This is a genomic window from Cycloclasticus sp. P1 (assembly GCF_000299965.1).
GTDB classification, from domain to species: domain Bacteria; phylum Pseudomonadota; class Gammaproteobacteria; order Methylococcales; family Cycloclasticaceae; genus Cycloclasticus; species Cycloclasticus pugetii.
In genome coordinates this window covers 1,343,724-1,363,517 of the sequence record NC_018697.1, presented here as the reverse complement: position 1 = coordinate 1,363,517, position 19,794 = coordinate 1,343,724, and the positions used below count along the sequence as shown (strand labels likewise).

General features: G+C 46.1%; 23 protein-coding genes. 22 read left to right on the top strand and 1 reads right to left on the bottom strand.

Annotation, left to right across the window (positions count from 1 at the left end; translation table 11 throughout):
- Nucleotides 1-10: 10 nt before the first annotated feature.
- The 13 genes from Q91_RS06525 to Q91_RS06465 all read left to right on the top strand — a co-directional run bounded on the left by Q91_RS06525 (nucleotide 11) and on the right by Q91_RS06465 (nucleotide 11,364).
- On the top strand, nucleotides 11-376 hold the full coding sequence (locus Q91_RS06525) for a cupredoxin domain-containing protein (RefSeq protein ID WP_015006091.1): 366 nt from the start codon (nucleotides 11-13) through the stop codon (nucleotides 374-376).
- A gap of 4 nt (nucleotides 377-380) precedes the next feature.
- Nucleotides 381-677, top strand: a complete 297-nt coding sequence (locus Q91_RS06520) for a DUF2933 domain-containing protein (RefSeq protein ID WP_015006090.1) — start codon at nucleotides 381-383, stop codon at nucleotides 675-677.
- A 21-nt stretch (nucleotides 678-698) separates the two neighbouring features.
- Nucleotides 699-1,361 (top strand): isoprenylcysteine carboxylmethyltransferase family protein, encoded by a 663-nt coding sequence (locus Q91_RS06515; protein ID WP_015006089.1) that lies wholly within the window; start codon nucleotides 699-701, stop codon nucleotides 1,359-1,361.
- A gap of 78 nt (nucleotides 1,362-1,439) precedes the next feature.
- Nucleotides 1,440-1,694, top strand: a complete 255-nt coding sequence (locus Q91_RS06510; protein WP_041230513.1) for a hypothetical protein — start codon at nucleotides 1,440-1,442, stop codon at nucleotides 1,692-1,694.
- 105 nt (nucleotides 1,695-1,799) lie between these two features.
- Entirely contained in the window at nucleotides 1,800-2,159 is a 360-nt protein-coding gene (locus Q91_RS06505) for a hypothetical protein (RefSeq protein ID WP_015006088.1), read from the top strand.
- Nucleotides 2,160-2,185: 26 nt separating this feature from the next.
- Nucleotides 2,186-2,503, top strand: coding sequence for a hypothetical protein (locus Q91_RS06500; RefSeq protein ID WP_015006087.1), 318 nt, complete (start codon nucleotides 2,186-2,188; stop codon nucleotides 2,501-2,503).
- Nucleotides 2,504-2,622: 119 nt separating this feature from the next.
- Nucleotides 2,623-2,973 (top strand): hypothetical protein, encoded by a 351-nt coding sequence (locus Q91_RS06495; RefSeq protein WP_015006086.1) that lies wholly within the window; start codon nucleotides 2,623-2,625, stop codon nucleotides 2,971-2,973.
- Nucleotides 2,974-3,067: 94 nt separating this feature from the next.
- Nucleotides 3,068-4,435, top strand: a complete 1,368-nt coding sequence (locus Q91_RS06490) for a TolC family protein (RefSeq protein WP_020162249.1) — start codon at nucleotides 3,068-3,070, stop codon at nucleotides 4,433-4,435.
- Complete coding sequence (locus Q91_RS06485; protein ID WP_015006084.1) at nucleotides 4,428-5,972, top strand: efflux RND transporter periplasmic adaptor subunit; 1,545 nt, start codon at nucleotides 4,428-4,430, stop codon at nucleotides 5,970-5,972. Before Q91_RS06490 ends, Q91_RS06485 begins: the two co-directional genes overlap by 8 nt.
- Nucleotides 5,965-9,171, top strand: a complete 3,207-nt coding sequence (locus tag Q91_RS06480; protein ID WP_015006083.1) for an efflux RND transporter permease subunit — start codon at nucleotides 5,965-5,967, stop codon at nucleotides 9,169-9,171. Before Q91_RS06485 ends, Q91_RS06480 begins: the two co-directional genes overlap by 8 nt.
- Entirely contained in the window at nucleotides 9,168-9,638 is a 471-nt protein-coding gene (locus Q91_RS06475; RefSeq protein ID WP_015006082.1) for an ion channel, read from the top strand. The genes Q91_RS06480 and Q91_RS06475 overlap by 4 nt, the downstream gene beginning before the upstream one ends.
- A 38-nt stretch (nucleotides 9,639-9,676) precedes the next feature.
- Nucleotides 9,677-9,943 carry a DUF5676 family membrane protein gene (locus Q91_RS06470; protein ID WP_041230512.1) on the top strand — a complete coding sequence of 89 codons (267 nt, stop codon included), beginning with the start codon at nucleotides 9,677-9,679 and terminating at the stop codon, nucleotides 9,941-9,943.
- A 50-nt stretch (nucleotides 9,944-9,993) separates the two neighbouring features.
- Complete coding sequence (locus Q91_RS06465; RefSeq protein WP_015006080.1) at nucleotides 9,994-11,364, top strand: dicarboxylate/amino acid:cation symporter; 1,371 nt, start codon at nucleotides 9,994-9,996, stop codon at nucleotides 11,362-11,364.
- Between the two features lie 83 nt (nucleotides 11,365-11,447).
- Here the strand turns inward: Q91_RS06465 and Q91_RS06460 are convergent, their stop codons facing one another.
- A complete protein-coding gene (locus Q91_RS06460; protein WP_020162243.1) occupies nucleotides 11,448-11,882 on the bottom strand; it encodes a helix-turn-helix domain-containing protein in 435 nt (144 codons plus the stop codon).
- Nucleotides 11,883-11,956: 74 nt separating this feature from the next.
- On the opposite strand from Q91_RS06460, the gene Q91_RS11835 reads away from it, so the two are divergent.
- The 9 genes from Q91_RS11835 (at nucleotide 11,957) to secF (ending at nucleotide 19,762) form a co-directional block, all read left to right on the top strand.
- Nucleotides 11,957-12,184 (top strand): GDCCVxC domain-containing (seleno)protein, encoded by a 228-nt coding sequence (locus tag Q91_RS11835; RefSeq protein WP_083857009.1) that lies wholly within the window; start codon nucleotides 11,957-11,959, stop codon nucleotides 12,182-12,184.
- A complete protein-coding gene (locus tag Q91_RS06455; protein ID WP_015006078.1) occupies nucleotides 12,181-12,579 on the top strand; it encodes a hypothetical protein in 399 nt (132 codons plus the stop codon). The genes Q91_RS11835 and Q91_RS06455 overlap by 4 nt, the downstream gene beginning before the upstream one ends.
- A gap of 10 nt (nucleotides 12,580-12,589) precedes the next feature.
- Nucleotides 12,590-12,871, top strand: coding sequence for a heavy-metal-associated domain-containing protein (locus tag Q91_RS06450; RefSeq protein WP_015006077.1), 282 nt, complete (start codon nucleotides 12,590-12,592; stop codon nucleotides 12,869-12,871).
- Nucleotides 12,861-13,583: a hypothetical protein gene (locus Q91_RS06445; protein WP_020162242.1), complete on the top strand. Its 723-nt coding sequence runs from the start codon at nucleotides 12,861-12,863 to the stop codon at nucleotides 13,581-13,583. Before Q91_RS06450 ends, Q91_RS06445 begins: the two co-directional genes overlap by 11 nt.
- 817 nt (nucleotides 13,584-14,400) lie before the next feature.
- The gene (gene queA / locus Q91_RS06440) at nucleotides 14,401-15,429 is read left to right on the top strand and encodes a tRNA preQ1(34) S-adenosylmethionine ribosyltransferase-isomerase QueA (protein WP_015006075.1); all 1,029 of its coding nucleotides are present in this window, start codon (nucleotides 14,401-14,403) and stop codon (nucleotides 15,427-15,429) included.
- Nucleotide 15,430: 1 nt separating this feature from the next.
- Nucleotides 15,431-16,546, top strand: coding sequence for a tRNA guanosine(34) transglycosylase Tgt (tgt, locus tag Q91_RS06435; protein WP_015006074.1), 1,116 nt, complete (start codon nucleotides 15,431-15,433; stop codon nucleotides 16,544-16,546).
- Nucleotides 16,547-16,582: 36 nt separating this feature from the next.
- Nucleotides 16,583-16,942 (top strand): preprotein translocase subunit YajC, encoded by a 360-nt coding sequence (gene yajC, locus Q91_RS06430; protein ID WP_015006073.1) that lies wholly within the window; start codon nucleotides 16,583-16,585, stop codon nucleotides 16,940-16,942.
- Between the two features lie 21 nt (nucleotides 16,943-16,963).
- A complete protein-coding gene (secD, locus tag Q91_RS06425) occupies nucleotides 16,964-18,823 on the top strand; it encodes a protein translocase subunit SecD (protein WP_015006072.1) in 1,860 nt (619 codons plus the stop codon).
- A gap of 3 nt (nucleotides 18,824-18,826) precedes the next feature.
- A complete protein-coding gene (secF, locus tag Q91_RS06420; RefSeq protein ID WP_015006071.1) occupies nucleotides 18,827-19,762 on the top strand; it encodes a protein translocase subunit SecF in 936 nt (311 codons plus the stop codon).
- Nucleotides 19,763-19,794: the final 32 nt, after the last annotated feature.

Here is a 19,794-nt window from a genome sequence, read left to right as displayed (position 1 = left end):
AGAAACCGACATGATGATCATTAACCTGCTGGGCCTACTACTGATCGCACTGATTGTTTGGTGGTTTTGGGTTTATAAGCCGCAGGCAGTTTCAGTGGATAAAAACACCGTGACCGTCGTGGTAGATAACGGTACCTATGAGCCTTCAAGAATTCGATTAGTGGCAGGCCAGGACACGACGCTACGCTTCCTCCGCAAAGATGCATCGCCTTGTGCGGCGACCGTGGTTTTTGCAGATTTCGATATCAGTGAAGAGTTGCCATTAAATAAACCCAAAGACATCAGCCTGCCGCCCCTGGCATCAGGTGAATACTCTTTCACTTGCCAAATGCAAATGTATCGAGGCGCGCTGATTGTTAACGAGAACGGAGATTAAGGCCATGGCACAAAAACAATCATTCTGGTTTAGCTCCAATGGTTTGGCAGCCCTGACCTTAATCGGTGCCGTCAGCTATTTCCTATTTATGGAGCATCGTGAACACCTGTTTCAGTTTTTGCCTTTTCTGATTTTGTTGCTGTGCCCGCTGATGCACATCTTTATGCATAGAGGCCATGGTCATGGGGGACACGGTGGGCATGGAGAAGATAACGCCCGAAATGGGCAAAACGATCTTGGTTATCAAAAGGGTTATGAAGATGGTCTTCGTGATCGCGAAGAACAAGAGAAAAACCAATAGGTTTGGTTGAGGAGCAGCGTCATGCATGAGCACGAATCATACGGTTTATGGGTCTTGGTGATTCTGAATTCGGCAATATTTATCTTCTTTGCATTCAGTTTCACCAAGCCAAAGACTCAGCGGGACTGGCGTAGTCTTGGGGCATTTTCCGCGTTTATTGTCGCCTTGTTTACGGAAATGTATGGCTTCCCGCTCACCATTTACTTCCTGTCCGGTTGGTTGGCTGAGAAATATCCAGGTGTTGATTTTCTAGCCCATGAAAACGGCCACCTGCTACATACGCTCTTCGGTTTTGAGGGCAACGCACACTTTGATCCGTTACATATCGCCAGCAATGTGCTGATCGTGTTGGGGTTCTTCTTATTGGCGTCCGCCTGGAGCGTTTTACACAAGGCACAGCAGGCTGGTGCACTCGCGGCGTCGGGCTGGTATGCGCGCATGCGCCATCCTCAATACGTTGCTTTTGTCCTGATTATGTTTGGTTTTTTGATGCAATGGCCAACCATTCCAACGCTGGTCATGTTTCCCATCTTGCTGGTGGTGTATCTCCGTCTTGCGAAAGCAGAAGAAAATCAGGCGATCAAACAGTTTGGTGATCAGTATCTTCATTACAGAAACAGCACGCCGGCGTTTATTCCAAGATGGGACCGGTTTCTGTGGAGAAAAATTAAGCGATTGATTTAGGAGGTAAGTGCCTATGAGATAAAAACCCAATATTCAATGAGTACGAACAAACCACCAAATGATTAATGGAGAATACCCATGAAACTCTTATTACTACCGATAGCTGTACTAATTACGCTAAGCCTGTCTTCAATGACGATGGCTAACGAATCACAAACATCTGGCCAGGAACCTGAGGTGAAGCAGGCTGAACAGCAGAATAAGTTCAAGCACGATCACCGAAAGCACAAGGGACTGTCATCGGCCTCCCGGTCGGATGCAGCTGATAACGATGAAAACACTGAAAAACCGAAAAAGAAGAAAGTGCATAACCACAAGAAAGTGCACAAATAGTGGTTAATTCATTAGTTATCAAAAGTGTGCAGCTTTTTTCCTTGCCTAACCACCCTGTTTTAACTGGGTGGTTAGGTGGGAGAAAAGCATTTAAAGGAGGTTGTAATGAACAGTAAGCAACAGCACAAATTCGGTGTGAATGAAGGCTCTCTGATGATACGTCATTTACGGTTAGAAGGCCCCGTGCAAAACAATCATCAGTTAATCGTACAAGAAATTGATCAGCTGTTAGGTGTCGATGCTGTCTCGATAAACGCATCAGAAAGTTTACTCAATGTGGCCTATGACGCCACTAAACGGCAGTTGGATGAAATTGAGGAAATTGTCAGGAAGCACGAGTGCGACATTGCTCATGACTGGTGGACGCATTTTAAAGAGGGCTATTACAAATTTGTCGATCAGAACGTGAAAGACAACGCCAGTCATGAACCATGGAGTTGCCACAAGCGACCACCTGGTAGGTAAATTTAACCCAACAACGGAGACAAGATATGAACATCAATAGAGTAGCAAAAACTATCGTATTCGCTGTCGTCGCTTCCAGTTTTTCAACGGCGGCATTAGCTGAACCCTCGGTTGAAGAGTTGGCCGAGCGCTTGGAGCGTATGCAACAGGAAATGGATCAGCTTAAACAGCAGCTTAAGAATAGTGCGACTAAAGAAGAAGTCCAGGTCATCAAAAAGGATGTCGCTACCGCTGGTGAATGGCTACAGCCCGATACGTTGATCCACATGGCTGGCTATGCCGATGTAGGCTACACCGATTCGGAATCGGAAGATGGTAGCTTTAATGCCGCGAGGTGGAAATAGTCAGCTCTCGGATGCTGACCTGAATGCAGCATTGAAGTATATCAAAGCATCATTTTCAGAATAGCATTGAGCGCGACTAGGTACGTGCTTAATCAATTTTTATTAAAGGAGTACTTAAAATGTTAAACAGAATGATGAAGGTAACTTTTCTGGTGGTTTTTGTAGGGCTTTTAACCGCCTGTGCTGGCAGTCAGTTTTATCACGAAAACATTATGAGGGGTCAGGTGGTCGGCATCGATAATGACGAAGTCGTTGTCTGCATAGGTAGTGAGGATGGCGCTGAAACGGGGCAAGAACTCCAGGTATACCGTTATGTTTGGGAAGGCGCTGTTGAGGAAGGTGATGATGACTATCGAGTTGATTATGTTGGCACCTTACAGATCAAGTCCGTAGTTAATGACCATTTTGCACGGGCAATAAGCACGAAGGGCAATGTTAAGAAGCACGACATTGTAGAACTTAAAAAATGATGAAAAAGAAGCGAGACCACAGAGGCATGTTTTCATTCTCTACTCCCAAACAGTTTGTATCTGCTTGGGGGCTCGCGCTTGAGGATGAATCACTATGAAACGACATATTAGTTTCTATTCGAGGGTAGCGATCTGCCTGTTGACGCAATTCGCGCGAGTAACAATCCATAGGCGTTGGCTTTTCTTAAGTGCAGTCGCTCTAGGTGCCGCGAATATTACTGTATACGCCAGCGAATATAGCAGCGCTCCGGTATTGACCGCGGGTTCTGCGGTTGAAGTCGCAATCCGGGACAACCCTAACCTTGCTGAAATGCAAGCAAGGTATGAAGCGTTGGCCGAAGTCCCTTCACAGGTGGGTACCTTGCCGGACCCGATGGTTAATTTCAATGCGATGAACTTCCCTACTGATACCTACGAAAGGGATCAGGAAGCGATGACACAGCTCCAAGTGGGCTTCAGTCAGGTCTTTCCTTTTCCAGGAAAGTTGAGCTTAAAGGAAGAGGCCGCCGAGTACGATGCGCGGGCGGCGGGGCATTCTGTCGATGAGTTGCGTTTGCAGCTTATAAAGAATGTGAAGAGCAAATGGTGGCAGCTCTACTATATGGATCGTGCCCTAGAGACAGTGGACAGCAATCAAGCTTTGTTGCGTCAGTTTATTACCGTCGCTAAAACCAAATACGAAACCGGTAAGGGCTTACAACAAGATGTTTTGCTTTCGCAGCTGGAACTCTCCCGATTAATGGATCAGGAAATTCAGCTAGAAGCCATACGGCGCAATCAGGCCATACAGCTCAATATCTTGATGGACAGACCTGCTAACGATCCTATAACGCTGCCGGATACGGTTTCTAAAATGATGCCAAATCTTGTTGATGAGAGTGAGCTTTACCAGAAGGCGGCGTCCGTGCGACCACGCTTGAAACAAATGGAAACGCAGATTGATGCAGCGAAATCCCGTCTCGATCTGGCCAAGCGCGATTATTATCCTGATTTTAAACTGGGTGTGACCTACGGTGATCGAACCGGAGACAATCCATTACCCCGAGGTGGAGCACGTTCAGATTTTCTTTCTGTCATGGTGGGAGTAAAAATCCCGCTCTACGCTGGCCGGAAACAATCCAAGGCAGTTTCTCAGAAAAGTTTGGAGCTACAGAAAAACCGCTACGCACTGCTCGATGAAAAAGGCTTGGTGACAGCGGCAATTTCATCCGCCGTTACAGATTACCACCGGGCAAAGAAACAATATTCGCTCTTTGGTAGCGGCATTGTTCCGCAAGCTCAACAAACGGTTCAATCAATGTTGGCAGGTTATCAGGTCAGTGAAGTGGACTTCCTGAACTTGGTGCGAAGCCAGATGACACTTTTTAATTACGAGCTGCAATACTGGAAGGCGTTAAGCGATGCAAAGCAAGCATTAGCCCGCCTAGAGGCCGCCGTTGGCGAGGAAACTGTTTATGAATAAATCTACCCTTTTAATCGCCGTACTGATGCTAGGTATTGGGATCGGCACTGGTTACTGGTTGTCCGGTAATAGCAGCTCGACAGTGGCAGTAACAGAGCAGGATAAAAAGCCTTTGTTTTACCGCGACCCGATGAACCCGAGCATTACATCGCCGGTACCAGCAAAAGACTCCATGGGTATGGATTACATACCTGTCTATGCGGATGAAGATAAGCCATCGGCCGAACGGAAAATCCTTTTCTATCGAAACCCCATGAATCCATCAGTGACTTCGCCTGTACCGGCTAAGGATTCGATGGGAATGGATTATGTGCCAGTTTACGCCGACAACGAAGTCAGTGAGGTTGCAGGTACAGTGAAGATCGACCCGGTGGTGGTTCAGAATATTGGTGTTCGTACCGCCATAGCCAAGCAAGAGTCAATCAGCCGAACCATTCGTGCTGTTGGTCGAGTGGATTTTGATGAAGAAACTATGGCGCGATTGCACCCCAAGGTTGAAGGATGGATCGAAGAAATCCGTGTTGATAAGACGGGGCAGAATGTGGCTAAGGACGATATTTTGCTAAGCATCTACTCGCCCAAGTTGGTTTCGACTCAGCAGGAATATTTATTGGCACTCAATAACCTGTCTGCTTTGAGCAAAAGCCAATTTGATGAAATCAGGCAAGGTGCAGAGGATCTGGTAAAGAGTTCTCGCCAACGTTTGGAATTACTGGACGTGCCTGAGCATCAGATTCAAGAGCTAGAACAAACCCGAAAAGTTAAGAAAAGTTTGCATATACATTCACCGGTAGCCGGTACGGTTATTCGTATTGGCTCCCGCCAAGGGCAATATGTTACGCCAAAAACCGAGTTGTACATGATGGTTGACCTTAGCCAGGTATGGGTTTACGCCGATGTCTATGAATACGAATTACCTTGGGTCAAGCTTGGCGATGAAGTCGAGATGACCTTGGCATCCGTGCCCGGTAAAACCTTTAAAGGCTCTCTGGACTATATCTACCCCTATGCGGAATCGAAAACACGGACCACGAAAGTACGTTTGGTGTTTGATAATCGTGAACTGTTACTACGCCCGGATATGTTTGCGGAGGTCAGCATACAATCCGATACGCTGGATAACGCCGTCGTTGTACCCGCTGAATCGGTTATCCGCTCCGGTGGCAGGACGCAAGTTTTTGTTGTCAGAGGCCCCGGTAAATTCGAACCGAGAACCGTTAAGTTGGGTATTGAGTCCAGCGGCCAAGTGGCTGTACTGGAAGGTATTTCGGCGGGCGAGGAGGTCGTGACCTCCGCCCAGTTCCTGGTAGATTCCGAATCCAAGTTGCGGGAAGCGACGGCCAAAATGATGGACGCGCTAAACAACTCTGAAGGTACTTCAGAAGATGATTCGAGGAGCGTGGAAAGCCACAAGGGGATGGTTCACGGCAGTGAGGAGATGACTGATCACTCCCAGATGCAGATGGAAAGTCACGCTGATATGGAAATGAATGAGCAGATGGATGGCTCAGGGCATGGAGTGCATGACCATGATTAATGCCATTATCAATGCCTCCTTGCGCGATCGTTTTATGGTGCTGATCGCGACTGTCATTATTGCGCTAGTCGGCTTGTTTGCTTATAAAAACGCCCCGCTAGATGCAATACCGGATTTATCGGATGTACAGGTCATCATCTTTACCAAATATCCCGGCCAGTCGCCACAAGTAGTAGAGGATCAGGTTACATACCCGCTAACCACGTCGATGTTGGCGGTACCTCGTACCAAAGTGGTTAGGGGATACTCCTTCTTTGGTCTTTCCTTCGTGTACATCATTTTTGAAGATGGCACCGATATGTACTGGGCACGTTCTCGGGTGCTGGAATCTATTAACTATGTCAGTGGCCGATTACCGCAAGGCATTACACCGACGTTAGGGCCAGATGCAACAGGTGTTGGTTGGGTCTACGAATATGCACTGGTGGATAAAACGGGTAAACATGACTTAGCCCAACTCCGCTCTTTGCAGGATTGGTATTTACGTTACCCGTTGCAGACCGTTGAGGGTGTTTCAGAGGTCGCCTCAGTGGGAGGCTACGTTAAACAATATCAGGTAGAAGTCGATCCCAATGCCTTGTTGCGTTACAACATCCCGCTGAACAAAATTAAGATGGCCATCAAAATGTCCAACAAGGATGTGGGTGGGCGTCTGGTTGAGATGGCGGAAACCGAATATATGGTTCGGGGCCTGGGTTACATACAGTCGATTGATGATCTCAACAGTATTCCAGTAGCTGTTGATGCGAACGGTACGCCCATACGCCTACAGGATGTGGCGCATGTTCAAATTGGCCCTGAGCTGCGTCGAGGTCTCGTAGATTTGAATGGCGAGGGCGAGGTTGCCGGTGGTGTGGTGATTATGCGATTCGGCGAAAATGCTCTGGCTACTATCCAAGCGGTGCGTGCTAAGTTAGAGGAATTGAAAGCCGGTTTACCAGACGGTGTAGAGATTGTCCCAGTCTATGATCGTGGTGACTTGATCGAGCGTGCAGTGAAAAGCCTGAACACCTCACTGATGCAGGAACTGATAATCGTCAGTTTAGTGGTTATCCTGTTTCTGCTACATGCGCGCTCGGCTTTCGTGGCGGTCATTACGCTGCCATTGGGTATTTTGATGGCTTTTATCGTCATGCGCATCCAGGGGCTCAACGCCAATATTATGTCCTTGGGTGGTATCGCTATTACCATCGGCACCATGGTCGATGGGGCTATTGTGATGGTCGAGAATGCGCATAGCCGGTTAGCCGAAGCCAGTGAAAAAAAGGCAAGTGAAGGAAAAGGCAACGAACTGACACTGGATGAGCGCTGGAAGACGATTGGCGCGTCCTGCCATGAAGTCGGCCCAGCCCTGTTTTTCTCTCTGTTGGTCATTACAGTATCGTTTTTACCGATCTTTACTATGCAGGCCCAGGAAGGTCGGCTATTTAGCCCGCTGGCCTTTACTGCTACTTATGCCATGGCCGCTTCGGCAATTTTGGCCATTACCTTGGTACCAGTGATGATGGGCTATCTCCTACGAGGGAAAATCATTGCTGAACACAAGAATCCGATTAATCGGGCACTACATGCGTTGCATAAACCTGCATTGACGCTGGCGATGCGGTGGAGAAGCATTACTTTAATTGTGGCTGTAGGCTTGTTGGCAGTGACCTACTATCCCTATTCCAAGCTGGGTAGCGAGTTTATGCCACCGTTAGATGAGGGCGATATTTTGTATATGCCGACTACCTTCCCCGGTATCTCCATTACCAAAGCCAAGGAGTTGTTGCAGCAAACCGACAAAATATTATCGACCTTCCCTGAAGTGCATCATGTGTTCGGCAAAGTAGGGCGCGCAGAATCTGCAACAGACTCGGCACCTTTGGCCATGATAGAAACCACGGTTCGATTAAAACCGAAGGACGAATGGCCAGACCCCAAAAAATCAACCAAAGACTTGATGAATGAAATGGATAAGGCGATTCAATTTCCCGGATTGGCTAACGCCTGGACAATGCCGATCAAAACCCGAATCGATATGTTATCGACGGGTATTAAAACGCCTATTGGTATCAAAGTCTCCGGCCCCGATCTGAATGTCTTACAACAGGTGTCTCAGGATATTGAGCAAGCCATGAAAACACTGCCGGAGACTACTTCGGTCTTTGGTGACAGGGCGGTTGGAGGCTATTACCTGGACTTTAACATTAATCGGGAAAGCGCAGCGCGCTACGGGCTAACGGTTGGAGCGGTTCAGGATATTATTCAAAGCGCGATTGGCGGTATGAATATCACCGAAACTGTCGAGGGGCTTGAGCGGTATCCGGTCAATCTACGCTACCCGCGTGAGTTGCGCGATGACTTGGAAACCCTCAAGCGTGTATTAATACCCACGCCTACGGGCACCCAGATTCCCCTGGCGATGGTGGCGGATATTGATTATCAGCGTGGACCGCCCGTTATTAAAAGCGAAGATGCGCGGCCTAACGCCTGGATTTATGTCGATATCTCCACTTCGGACATTGGTGGTTATGTTGCCAAGGCTAAGCAGGTGTTGAATGAACAAGTTACGGTTCCAGCGGGATACACTATTACCTGGTCCGGCCAGTTCGAATATATGGAACGAGCTGCTGCGCGTTTAAGTATTGTGGCTCCAGCAACGCTGCTCATTATTTTCCTACTTCTGTACTTCAATTTCCGAAACATCACCGAGCCATTAGTTGTGATGATGTCGATTCCGTTTGGTCTCGTAGGCGGAATCTGGCTTATCTATATCAATGATTACAATATGTCGGTGACTGTTGCTGTGGGCTTTATTGCGTTGGCAGGGATGGCGGCAGAAATTGGTGTTCTGGTCTTAAGCTTTATTGATGTCGAGGTCGCCAAACGACGCGCCGAGAAGAGGCAGTTGCTATCGCTAGAGGAAATAAAGGATGCAGTACTGTCGGCAACGTCAAAGCGGGTACGACCTGTGGCGATGACGGCGATATCCACGATGGCTGGACTGATTCCTATCATGCTAAGTAGCGGCACTGGTTCCGATGTTACGCACCGTATTGCCGCGCCGATGTTAGGCGGGATGTTGACAGTCATGATACTGAATCTTTTGGTGCTGCCTGTGATTTATAGCCTCATTCTACAGTACCAAGAGAAGCACCGAGAGCTACCTGCGAATGCCGAATACCAGGTGTTAACTGAAAAAGGAGACACTGCATGATATTTGCGATTGTGTTGGCATTCAGTCTGGTTGCGGTCACTTTTACATTTCATTACCGAGTGCTGCTTTGGCTTGGTTTGAATACGCCAAAGATGAATTTGCCAACACAAACGCAGGTGTTAGTTATTGTCGTCGTACTTTTCCTAACACATATCGTTGAGATTGCTTTCTACGCAATAACTTACAGCTGGTGTGTATCTTCGCTTAAGTTGGGTATGTTTCAAGGGGCACCAGTGGGTGATGCAATGAGTTATTTATATTACTCAGGGGTTATTTACACAACACTGGGCTTGGGAGATATACAGCCCGAAGGGCACATTCGCTTTATAACCGCCATGGAAGCACTGAATGGTTTTCTTTTAATCACCTGGTCTGCGTCGTTTACGTTTCTTGCAATGGGTCGTTTATGGCCATGGGATGACTCGTGCACTGGTCGAATCGATGGGCAAAGAAATAGCACCGATTAGTCGCGACGCATTTGGAGTCAACGAACGAGGAGGAGGATATGATCAACAGGAATAAATTTGCGGTGGCAAGCGGACTATGTGCGGGGCTATTGTGGGTGATATGTAGCATTCTTGTAGCCCTTTTTCCTCATTACATGCTGCTAATGACAGCGCATATGATTCACGTCGATATAACACAGATGGGATGGACGTTGACATGGTCTGGGTTTCTGGTCGGGTTAGTCGGTTGGATGATCCTTGCCGGTATTGCAGGAGCGTTACTGGCAGTTATCTATAACCGGATGGTTGGCAGTGGAGCTAGTTAGGATAAATATTTGGGTATGCTGAAGAGCAATTATTTTGAGCGGTACTGCTAGTGGCTGAAAAGAAGGGATATTTTCAGCCAGGCTTTGCGTCGACAATTGAAACTGTCTCAGAGCTTGGAGCGCTAGCTGAGAAATTGGCATTTTTGATCCGCAGCAAACTGTGGGTGCAGATTGTTGTATGCATGGTCTTGGGTATCGGCATTGGTTTATTGGTGTCTCCGGAAGGTGCGGCCTTGGTGTCTGATCAAACGGCTGAGCTTATTACTGGGTGGCTTGTATTGCCTGGACATTTGTTTTTGGCTCTGATTCAGATGATTATGCTTCCGCTTGTCGTATCGTCAATTGTACTTGGTATAGCAGGCGCTGAAGACCTGACTAAACTTCGCAAAATGGGGTTGCGAATTGCTCCCTATTTCGTAGCTACAACAACTGTCGCTGTCCTAATTGGTGTAGTGCTCGCAACGTTCGTTGAACCAGGGCAGTACATCGATCCAAACATGCTCTCTGCAGCACTCGCCGATACAGGACCTGTGAAGGTGAGTGAAAATCAGGAAGTACTGACACTTCATGACCGTATAGTCGGTCTAATACCGGCTAATCCATTGAGTGCGGCGCTTGAAGAAAGCATGTTGCAAATCGTCGTGTTTGCGATCCTTACGGGGGTTGCGCTAGCCTCTATTACTCAGGATCGGGCTAAACCCTTACTCGATATTTCCAGATCCGTACAAGAATTGTCAATGAAGATTGTCAGTTGGGCGATGGTGATTGCTCCCCTGGCGGTACTGGGATTATTGGCTCAAATCACTATGCAAGTCGGCATTGACGCGCTCATGGGAATGTCGGTGTATGTGGGTACTGTTCTACTTGGCTTGGGGATGCTGCTTGGGTTTTACCTGACAGTTGTGTTGATTGTGGCTGGTGTACGTCCTTCAAAATTTTTGTCTAGGGTAAGAGAAGTCCAATTGCTGGCATTCTCAACATCCAGCTCGGCTGCGGTGATGCCTCTCTCCATCAAAACGGCGGAAGAAAAACTTGGTGTGCAATCCTCAACTGCCGATTTTATCGTGCCGTTAGGCGCGACGATTAATATGGATGGCACCGCGCTTTATCAAGTTGTCGCTGCCGTGTTTCTCACGCAAGTATTTGGGGTTGAGCTTTCTTCGGGAGAGCTTCTATTGCTGATCACAACAACCATTGGTGCCTCAATTGGTTCGCCTAGCACACCAGGTGTTGGTATCGTCATTCTTGCTACGATTCTGACAAACATCGGCGTACCAGCGAGCGGCATAGCCTTGATCATTGGAGTTGACCGAATCCTTGATATGTCTCGCACTGCAATAAACGTGACTGGGGATTTAACGGCCTGTGTGGTGATGGATAGATGGCTTCCATCCAAACCTATTGATCGGGAGGTGGTGTGAATTGAATATGCATTTATTATTTCTGCTGTATTCGAGCAACAATATGATTGTCGATAGGCACCAGCGTTGTTCTCTGTATGCCCTTATTGTTCATTGGGGTCTTCAAATAGTGCGTCGATAATCGGGCACTGATCCAAGGTATAAGAGTGTCCTTTGCACTGTTCAGCCATCGTAACCAATGCTTGATGAAGCCTTTGCAAATCATCTATCTTGCGTTGCACCTCTTCTGATTGCGCCAGGGTAAGGGCTTTCACTTCGCCACAGGTGTGATTTGGCTCGTCGACGAACTGCAACAAGTCACGGACCTGCGCCACGCTAAAGCCCAGGTCCCGGCTGCGGCGGATGAAAATCAGTCGTTTCAATTCTGGCCGGTGATATACCCGATGCCCGCCTTCCGTGCGCTGCGGTGTTGGCATCAGACCGATTTTCTCATAGTAGCGCACTGTTTCGACCTTACACTGGCCCGCGCGGGCCAGATCTCCGACTCCGAAGGGTGCCTTGGCTGAACGTTCTTGCATATAAATCACATGAACCTGTAGTTACTACAGATTTTATACTAGCACTAATGGCTCAAAATGATAGAGGTATGCCGATGACAACCATGCTTGAATCTGAGCTTATGTGCCCTGAATGTGGCCACAAAACAGTGGAAATTATGCCGGAAGATGCCTGCATGTATTTCTTTCAATGTCCCCAGTGTTCTGTGGTATTGAAGCCTGTGGCGGGCGACTGCTGCGTATTTTGTTCTTATGGCAGTATTCCCTGTCCACCGGTCCAGAAGACCAATGAATCCAGCGAAAAAACAGGATGTTGTCGATGAATAGGGAATCTGGCGAGGGCTCCAAAAAAGCGTTGGGGTGGTTGGCTCTCTTTGCTTCCACCGGAACCTTGCTTTGCTGCGCGCTACCTATCCTATTGGTCAGCATTGGTATGGGAGCAGTCGTCGCGTCTTTAACTAGCCAATTTCCCGTGTTGGTCACGTTGGCATCCTATGAGTCGTGGATGTTTGGTGGTTCAGCCCTGATTTTGGGGGTTGCTGCATGGGTGCTCTGGAAAAGCCCTGTTAGTTGCCCTGCTGATCCAGTTTTGGCTGACCGCTGCAAGAGAGCGCAGATCTGGAATCGCCGCATTTTTTTTCTGGCTTTGGTGGTGTGGTCGGTAGGATTTACTGCTGCCTTTTTGTTATTGCCCCTCAGGAACCTGTTGGGCATTTAGGGAGGTTAAGATGAAAACCATAACCTTATTGATACTGTTAGTGGGCATCGCATTTCCCGCCACAGTATTTTCGGAGACCTTGGAAATTGATATCAACGGTATGACGTGTGCGTTCTGCGTCGACAGCTTGCAACGTAAATTGGGCAAGTTACCTGAAATTGCCCAGGTAGATGTTAGCTTAAAAAACAAAAAGGTTAGGGTCGATACTGGTGATAAAAAGGCCGATATTGATGCAATCAAACAGGCAATCATTGATTCAGGTTTTACGCCGGTCAAGGTTCATGTCAAATAGATGGGCGATTTTACTGTGGATCGGTTTGCTTGAGCTGTGTTTTCAGTCGAGCGCGTTGGGTATGGGGTTGCGCTCTTTCGTGGCGCTACCGGTAGAGAAGGGCGGTACGGTCTTACGTGGTATTGTTAGTCACGACAATGAAACCAATATTAACCAGCTAACAGCCAACTTGGCCTATGGTATCGATCACAAAAAGACGCTGTTATTTGGTGTTCCTTATCGCCTGTCATCCGGTGATGATAAACAGCTAGGTGATTTTAGCCTGCTATACCGGCAGATTGTTTCTCAGGGGGATGACCCTAAAGGCACGCGTCGTATAGGGCTATTGGGTGGTGCAGTGATTCCAACTGATAGTTCACGGGATGGGGCGTTTCAAGCTGGTGCAGTAGCTACTTGGTTTCGGGATAAGAACGAATGGGATATTGATGCTCTATATCAGCGAGGTACCGGTGATCGACGGGATTCAGCACGCTATGATCTATCCTGGCAGCATCGATTGATGCCAGCGGTGTATCCAGAGTGGGGGATTCAGTCAGAGTTGTATGGAGTCGTTGAGCTGGGTGGCCGCTGGCAAAAGGGGGCTTCGATGGTTCACCAATTCACCTTGGGCCTGCAGTGGACACAAGGGCGCTGGGTACTAGAGGGAGGCGTTATTCAGGACCTGAATGGTCCGGATGCTACCGGTTTCTTGCTCAGCATACGGTTTCATTGAGATAAAGAGTTTACTGATTATGCAAATTGTTGCATTTTGAGCCTGCTGTATATCGTTAGGTTGATTACCTATCATTACCCGACGATCACGGGAATTACTCCTGTTTGTATCCCCAGTGTATCCCAAGGCTTTATCTAGGATCTGGAGTAGGAAATAATCCGTTGCGTTTATGTGAAGGGGAAGATGGTACCAGAGGCCGGACTCGAACCGGCACACCCGTGAAGGCGGGGGATTTTGACATTAACCTACCATCTTTCGATGCTAGCCAGACTATATCATCACCCTAATATACTTAGGGGCTGGACGCTGTTTCACTTGGGTTCTAATCCAAGCTACTTCCTGTTATTAAGCCATCTCGCAACAGCTCAGGTAGTCGTTGAACCTTCCGTCTCAGACGGCTTGGCTGCTGATTGTCGTATCTATTTCTAGACTTAGAGTTTCCAGCAATTCATCCAGTTTTTCTCACTCGCGATTGCTCGCGAGGGGGACTCAGTTTTTTAAAGACACTGGCTTTCGCTTATCCCCTGTGTCTACCAATTTCACCACTCTGGCACTAAATACATTTATTGTCTGCCGACAATCCTTCTTTATACTACCCGCAAATCCTTTCACAGGTACACTACAGAAAAGCTTAATTTTCACTTGGGATACAAAATCGCTTGAGAATTTTGAATCCGGCGCGTCTACCAGTTCCGCCACCCCGGCAAATAAGTGTGGGCATTATAGACAGTTTCAAATTCAAACTCTATTAAAATTTTAATTTAATAGCCTGTTTTGCGCTCGCTGATGAGGGTCGTTCCTGTTAAGATCCGTCGCCATGAAAAAAAGTGACTTTAATTACGACTTGCCCAATGAATTGATTGCTCGCTACCCATTAGAGAAGCGGGTTGATAGCCGTTTGCTGGTGGTGGGTGAGAATGACTTTTCCGACAAGGTTTTTGCTGATCTGCCGATGTTATTGAGAGAAGGGGATCTGTTAGTTTTTAACAATACCCGCGTTATTGCTGCGCGCCTGTTCGGCCATAAAGAAACAGGCGGTAAGTTAGAGATCCTTATTGAGCGTGTTATGGGGGATAAGACGGCGTTGGCACATGTTCGTTGCAGTAAATCACCCAAAGCCGGTACCCACATTATTTTAAATGATGGTTATAAGTGTTTGGTTGATGGTCGTGAAGGCGATTTGTTTCAACTTACGTTTGATGACTCGATTGATACTGTGTTGAAGGCCATCGGGCATATGCCATTACCACCTTATATTGATAGGGACGATGAAACGCTGGATATTGAACGCTATCAAACGGTGTTTGGTCGTAAACCTGGGGCAGTTGCTGCGCCAACAGCAGGGCTGCACTTTGATGAGCGCCTGCTTGACGACATAAAATCACTTGGGGTGAACTTTGCTTATGTCACCTTGCACGTTGGTAGTGGTACTTTTCAGCCGGTTAGAGAAGAAAACCTTGCTGACCATATTATGCATAAAGAATGGCTAACGGTAGATGAGCAAACGGTTCAACAAATTGAAGCGACTAAAAAAAATGGTGGGCGTGTTATTGCAGTGGGTACAACGGCGATGCGTTCATTAGAGTCTGCAGCAAAAGAGGGGGCTATTAAGCCTTTTACAGGCGATACAGATTTATTTATTACGCCGGGTTACCACTTTAATGTGGTGGATGCGATGGTAACGAATTTTCATTTGCCTGAATCTACTTTATTAATGTTAGTGAGTGCATTTTCTGGTTATCAGCGAATGAAATTGGCGTATCAACATGCAATAGCCCAACGGTATCGGTTTTTTAGCTATGGTGATGCTATGTTTTTAACAAAAATGTCAGATACAACTGAATAATATGAAATTTAATTTATTAAATACCGATGCTAAGGCCCGCCGTGCACGTTTAACGTTTGATCGCGGTACTATTGAAACCCCCGCTTTTATGCCTGTAGGCACGTACGGTACGGTTAAAGCAATGGCACCAGAGGAGTTATTAGACACCGGTGCTGAAATAGTGCTCGGTAATACGTTTCACTTAATGTTGCGTCCGGGTGTGGAGGTTATTGAAGCGCATGGTGACTTGCATGACTTCATGAACTGGCAAAAGCCTATTTTGACTGACTCCGGTGGCTTTCAAGTATTTAGCTTGGATGAAATGCGTAAAATTACAGAGAAGGGTGTTCATTTCCGTTCCCCGGTGGATGGCCGAAAAGTATTTATGGGGCCTGAAGAGTCAATGCAAGTGCAACGGCAATTAGGCTCGGATATTGTAATGATTTTTGACGAATGTACACCATACCCAGCCACCGAAGAAGAAGCGCGTATATCTATGGAGTTATCGCTACGCTGGGCCAAGCGAAGTAAAGATGCTCATGGCGATAACCCTTCGGCCTTATTTGGTATTGTTCAAGGGGGCATGTATGAAAATTTACGTGACAGGTCATTAGAAGCGCTGAAGCAAATTGATTTTGATGGCTTTGCGATTGGCGGTTTGTCTGTTGGTGAGCCTAAAGACGACCGTGAGCGAGTTTTGGAACATATTGTTCCGGCTATGCCCAGTGATAAACCGCGCTATTTGATGGGCGTGGGTAAACCCGAAGATATTGTTGAAGCGGTGTTAAAAGGCATTGATATGTTTGATTGTGTTATGCCAACACGGAATGCACGTAATGGTTATTTGTTTACCCGTAAAGGCTTAGTGAAAATAAGAAATGAAAAGTACCAATTTGATACCAAGCCAGTTGATGAGGCATGTGAGTGTTATACCTGTAAGAATTATTCGCGTTCCTACTTGCGACATTTAGATAAGTGTAAAGAGATTTTAGGCTCGCGTTTAAATACGATTCATAACCTTCATTATTATCAAGACTTGATGCGTGGCTTACGTCAGGCTATTGAGCAAGAGCGCTTGTTAGAATTTGTGGATGATTTTTATGAGCAGCAAGGCAAAACACGAGATGCTGTGGCATAATGCGTGATTGAGTTAATTCATTAATAAGGAAAAAATATGTTAGATTTTTTAGTTTCAAACGCCATCGCAGCAGATACCGCAGCCGCAACTCAAGAAGCAGCAGCACCAGGGTTCGAAGGATTACTTTTTCCAATTGCGTTAATTGTTATTTTTTACTTTCTTTTAATTCGTCCTCAACAAAAGCGTAATAAGGAACACAAGCAACTTGTTGCAGGCGCTAAGAAAGGCGACGAAATTGTAACCAATGGTGGTTTGCTGGGTAAAATTACAGAAGTGGATGATCATTTTATTACACTTGAAATTGCGCCTAATACATCGGTTCAAGTGATGAAGACTTCAATTTCAACGGTGATGCCTAAAGGCACATACGCATCTGCTGGAAAAGCAAAAAAATAAACTGCCAAACGAGTTATTGTTATGACGAATCATTTTCCTGCTTGGAAGAACTTAATGATAATAATGGCGTTAGTTGTTGCTATTATTTACGCACTACCAAATCTTTACGGTGAAGACCCTTCTGTACAAATTTCGCCTTTGCGTGGTGCGGTCATCAACAGTTCTGTTTTAGCTGATGTAAAAGATCAGCTAGCACAAAATGGTGTTGCCTTATTAAAAGGTGAGTTGAATGACAGCCAAATTTTGTTGCGCTTCAAGCATTCGAATGATCAACTTAAGGCGGTTGATATTATTAAGTCGGTCTTAGGGAATAACTATGTTGTGGCTCTTAATTTGGCGCCAACAACCCCTCAATGGTTGCGTTCGTTAAATGCAGCGCCTATGTATTTAGGCTTGGATTTAAGAGGTGGTGTGCATTTCTTACTGGAAGTGGATATGCAAGCTGCTGAGAAGCAAGCAGTAGACCGTGGTGCGGCTGATTTTCGCCAATATTTGCGCGAAAATAAATTGCGTTATCTAAGCGTTATGGTCAATGGCCACAATGTTGGTATTAAATTTAGAAACCAACAGATTCATGACGAGGCGATCAGCAAATTGGAGTCTCAGTTCCGTACTTGGGACTTTAAGCCTGAAGTTAGCGAGTCTTCAACGCCCACCTTAACGGCAACGATGTCAGATGATGAGTTAATGGACGTAAGAAACTATGCTGTTCAGCAAAATATCATTACGTTAAAAAATCGTGTTAATGAGTTAGGTGTTGCAGAGCCTGTTATTCAAAGACAGGGTGAAAGCCGTATTGTTGTTGAATTACCTGGTGTCCAGGACACGGCTCGTGCAAAAGAGATTTTAGGTGCAACTGCCACACTTGAGTATCATCTGGTTGATACGCAAAATTCAGTGTCATCTGCATTAGCTGGAAGAGTGCCGATTGGCTCTAAGTTATATAACCGTCGAGATGGTGGCCAAATCCTGTTGAAAAAACAGGTTATTGTGACTGGTAATGAGATTGTAGATGCTTCATCAGGGATAGAAGGTGATACAGGCTCCGCGATGGTTTCTGTGTCATTAGATGGTCCAGGTGGTAAAAAAATGAGCAAAACCACACGAGAAAATATTGGTAAACCAATGGCGGTTGTATTTATTGAAAATAGAACCGATATAAAAATGGTTAACGGCGAGCCGGTACGCTACAAAACAGTCGTCGAGGAAGTGATTAATGTGGCGACCATTCGTGGGCACTTTAGTAACCGTTTTCAAACAACAGGCTTAGATAATTCAGCTGAAGCACGTGATCTAGCTTTATTATTAAGAGCAGGTGCCTTGGCTGCGCCGATTGATATTGTTGAAGAGCGCACGGTTGGGCCAAGCCTAGGGCAAGATAATATTGATAAAGGCTTCAATTCTGTGATGATTGGTTTTGTTTTAGTCTTAATTTTTATGGCTATTTATTACAAGACATTCGGCCTTTTTGCCGATGTGGCCTTGGCCTTTAATCTGGTTTTTATCGTTGCTGTCTTGTCACTCTTGCAAGCCACGTTAACGCTGCCTGGAATTGCCGGCATTGTGCTAACAGTGGGGATGGCGGTAGATGCTAATGTGCTAATTTTTGAGCGCATTAAAGAGGAGATTAAAAATGGAAACTCACCTCAAGCTAGTATTGCGGCGGGCTACGATAAAGCCTTTTCTACCATTGCGGATGCAAATATCACGACATTGATTGCCGCGATTATCCTTTTCGGTTTTGGTACAGGGCCTATTAAAGGTTTCGCTATTACCTTAAGTATCGGTATTTTAACCTCTATGTTCACCGCTATTATTGGTACGCGTGCATTAGTTAATGTGACTTTTGGTAGTCGTCAAATAGAAAAACTGAAGATTTAAATTATGAGTAATCAACATACAATCAAGATTGATTTTCTAAGTAAACGTAAAATAGCGCTTATTTTTTCTACTCTATTAATTATTGTTTCTATCGCTTCTTTAGCGACCATGGGGTTAAAAAAAGGGATTGATTTTACTGGTGGAACGTTGGTAGAGCTTAGCTTTCCCGAAGCAGTTGAGCTGGAAAGTTTAAGGAATTTGTTAACAGAGGCTAATTTTAGTGGCGCTGTGGTACAACATTTTGGTTCATCAAAAGAAGTGCTCATCCGCTTATTACCAAATGATGCGTTAAATACTGCAGCGTTAAGTAATAAGGTGTTGGCTGCGGTGAATGAGAATTTCTCACAACAAGGTGAGTTAAGACGGGCAGAATTTGTTGGCCCACAAGTTGGTGAAGAGTTACAAGAAGATGGCGGTTTGGCACTATTATATGCCTTAATCTGTATCCTGATTTATGTCGCTATTCGCTTTGAATATCGCTTTGGCTTAGGCTCTGTGGCGGCACTGGCGCACGACGTTATTATTACCCTTGGTTTCTTTTCTGTTTTTCAGTTTGAATTTGATTTAACAGTACTGGCGGCTATTTTAGCGATTATTGGTTATTCATTGAACGATACTATTGTTGTGTTTGATCGTGTAAGAGAAAACTTTAGAACATTGCGAAAAGGCTCACCGGTTGATGTTGTTAATATCTCGTTAAACCAGACGTTTACTCGAACCGTGATGACCTCGCTAACAACTTTGTTAGTGTTAATAGCATTGTTTGTTTTAGGTGGTGAAATTATTCATGACTTTGCACTTGCGCTGATTGTTGGCGTGTTAATTGGTACCTATTCTTCTATTTATGTTGCTAGCCCCATAACGCTTGCCTTGGGAGTGACGAAAGAAGACCTGATGGTTGTTAAGGTTGATCAAGATGAGTTAGATAAAATTCCTTGATGAGCTGATAATTGGTAATAAAAAAGCCGCTT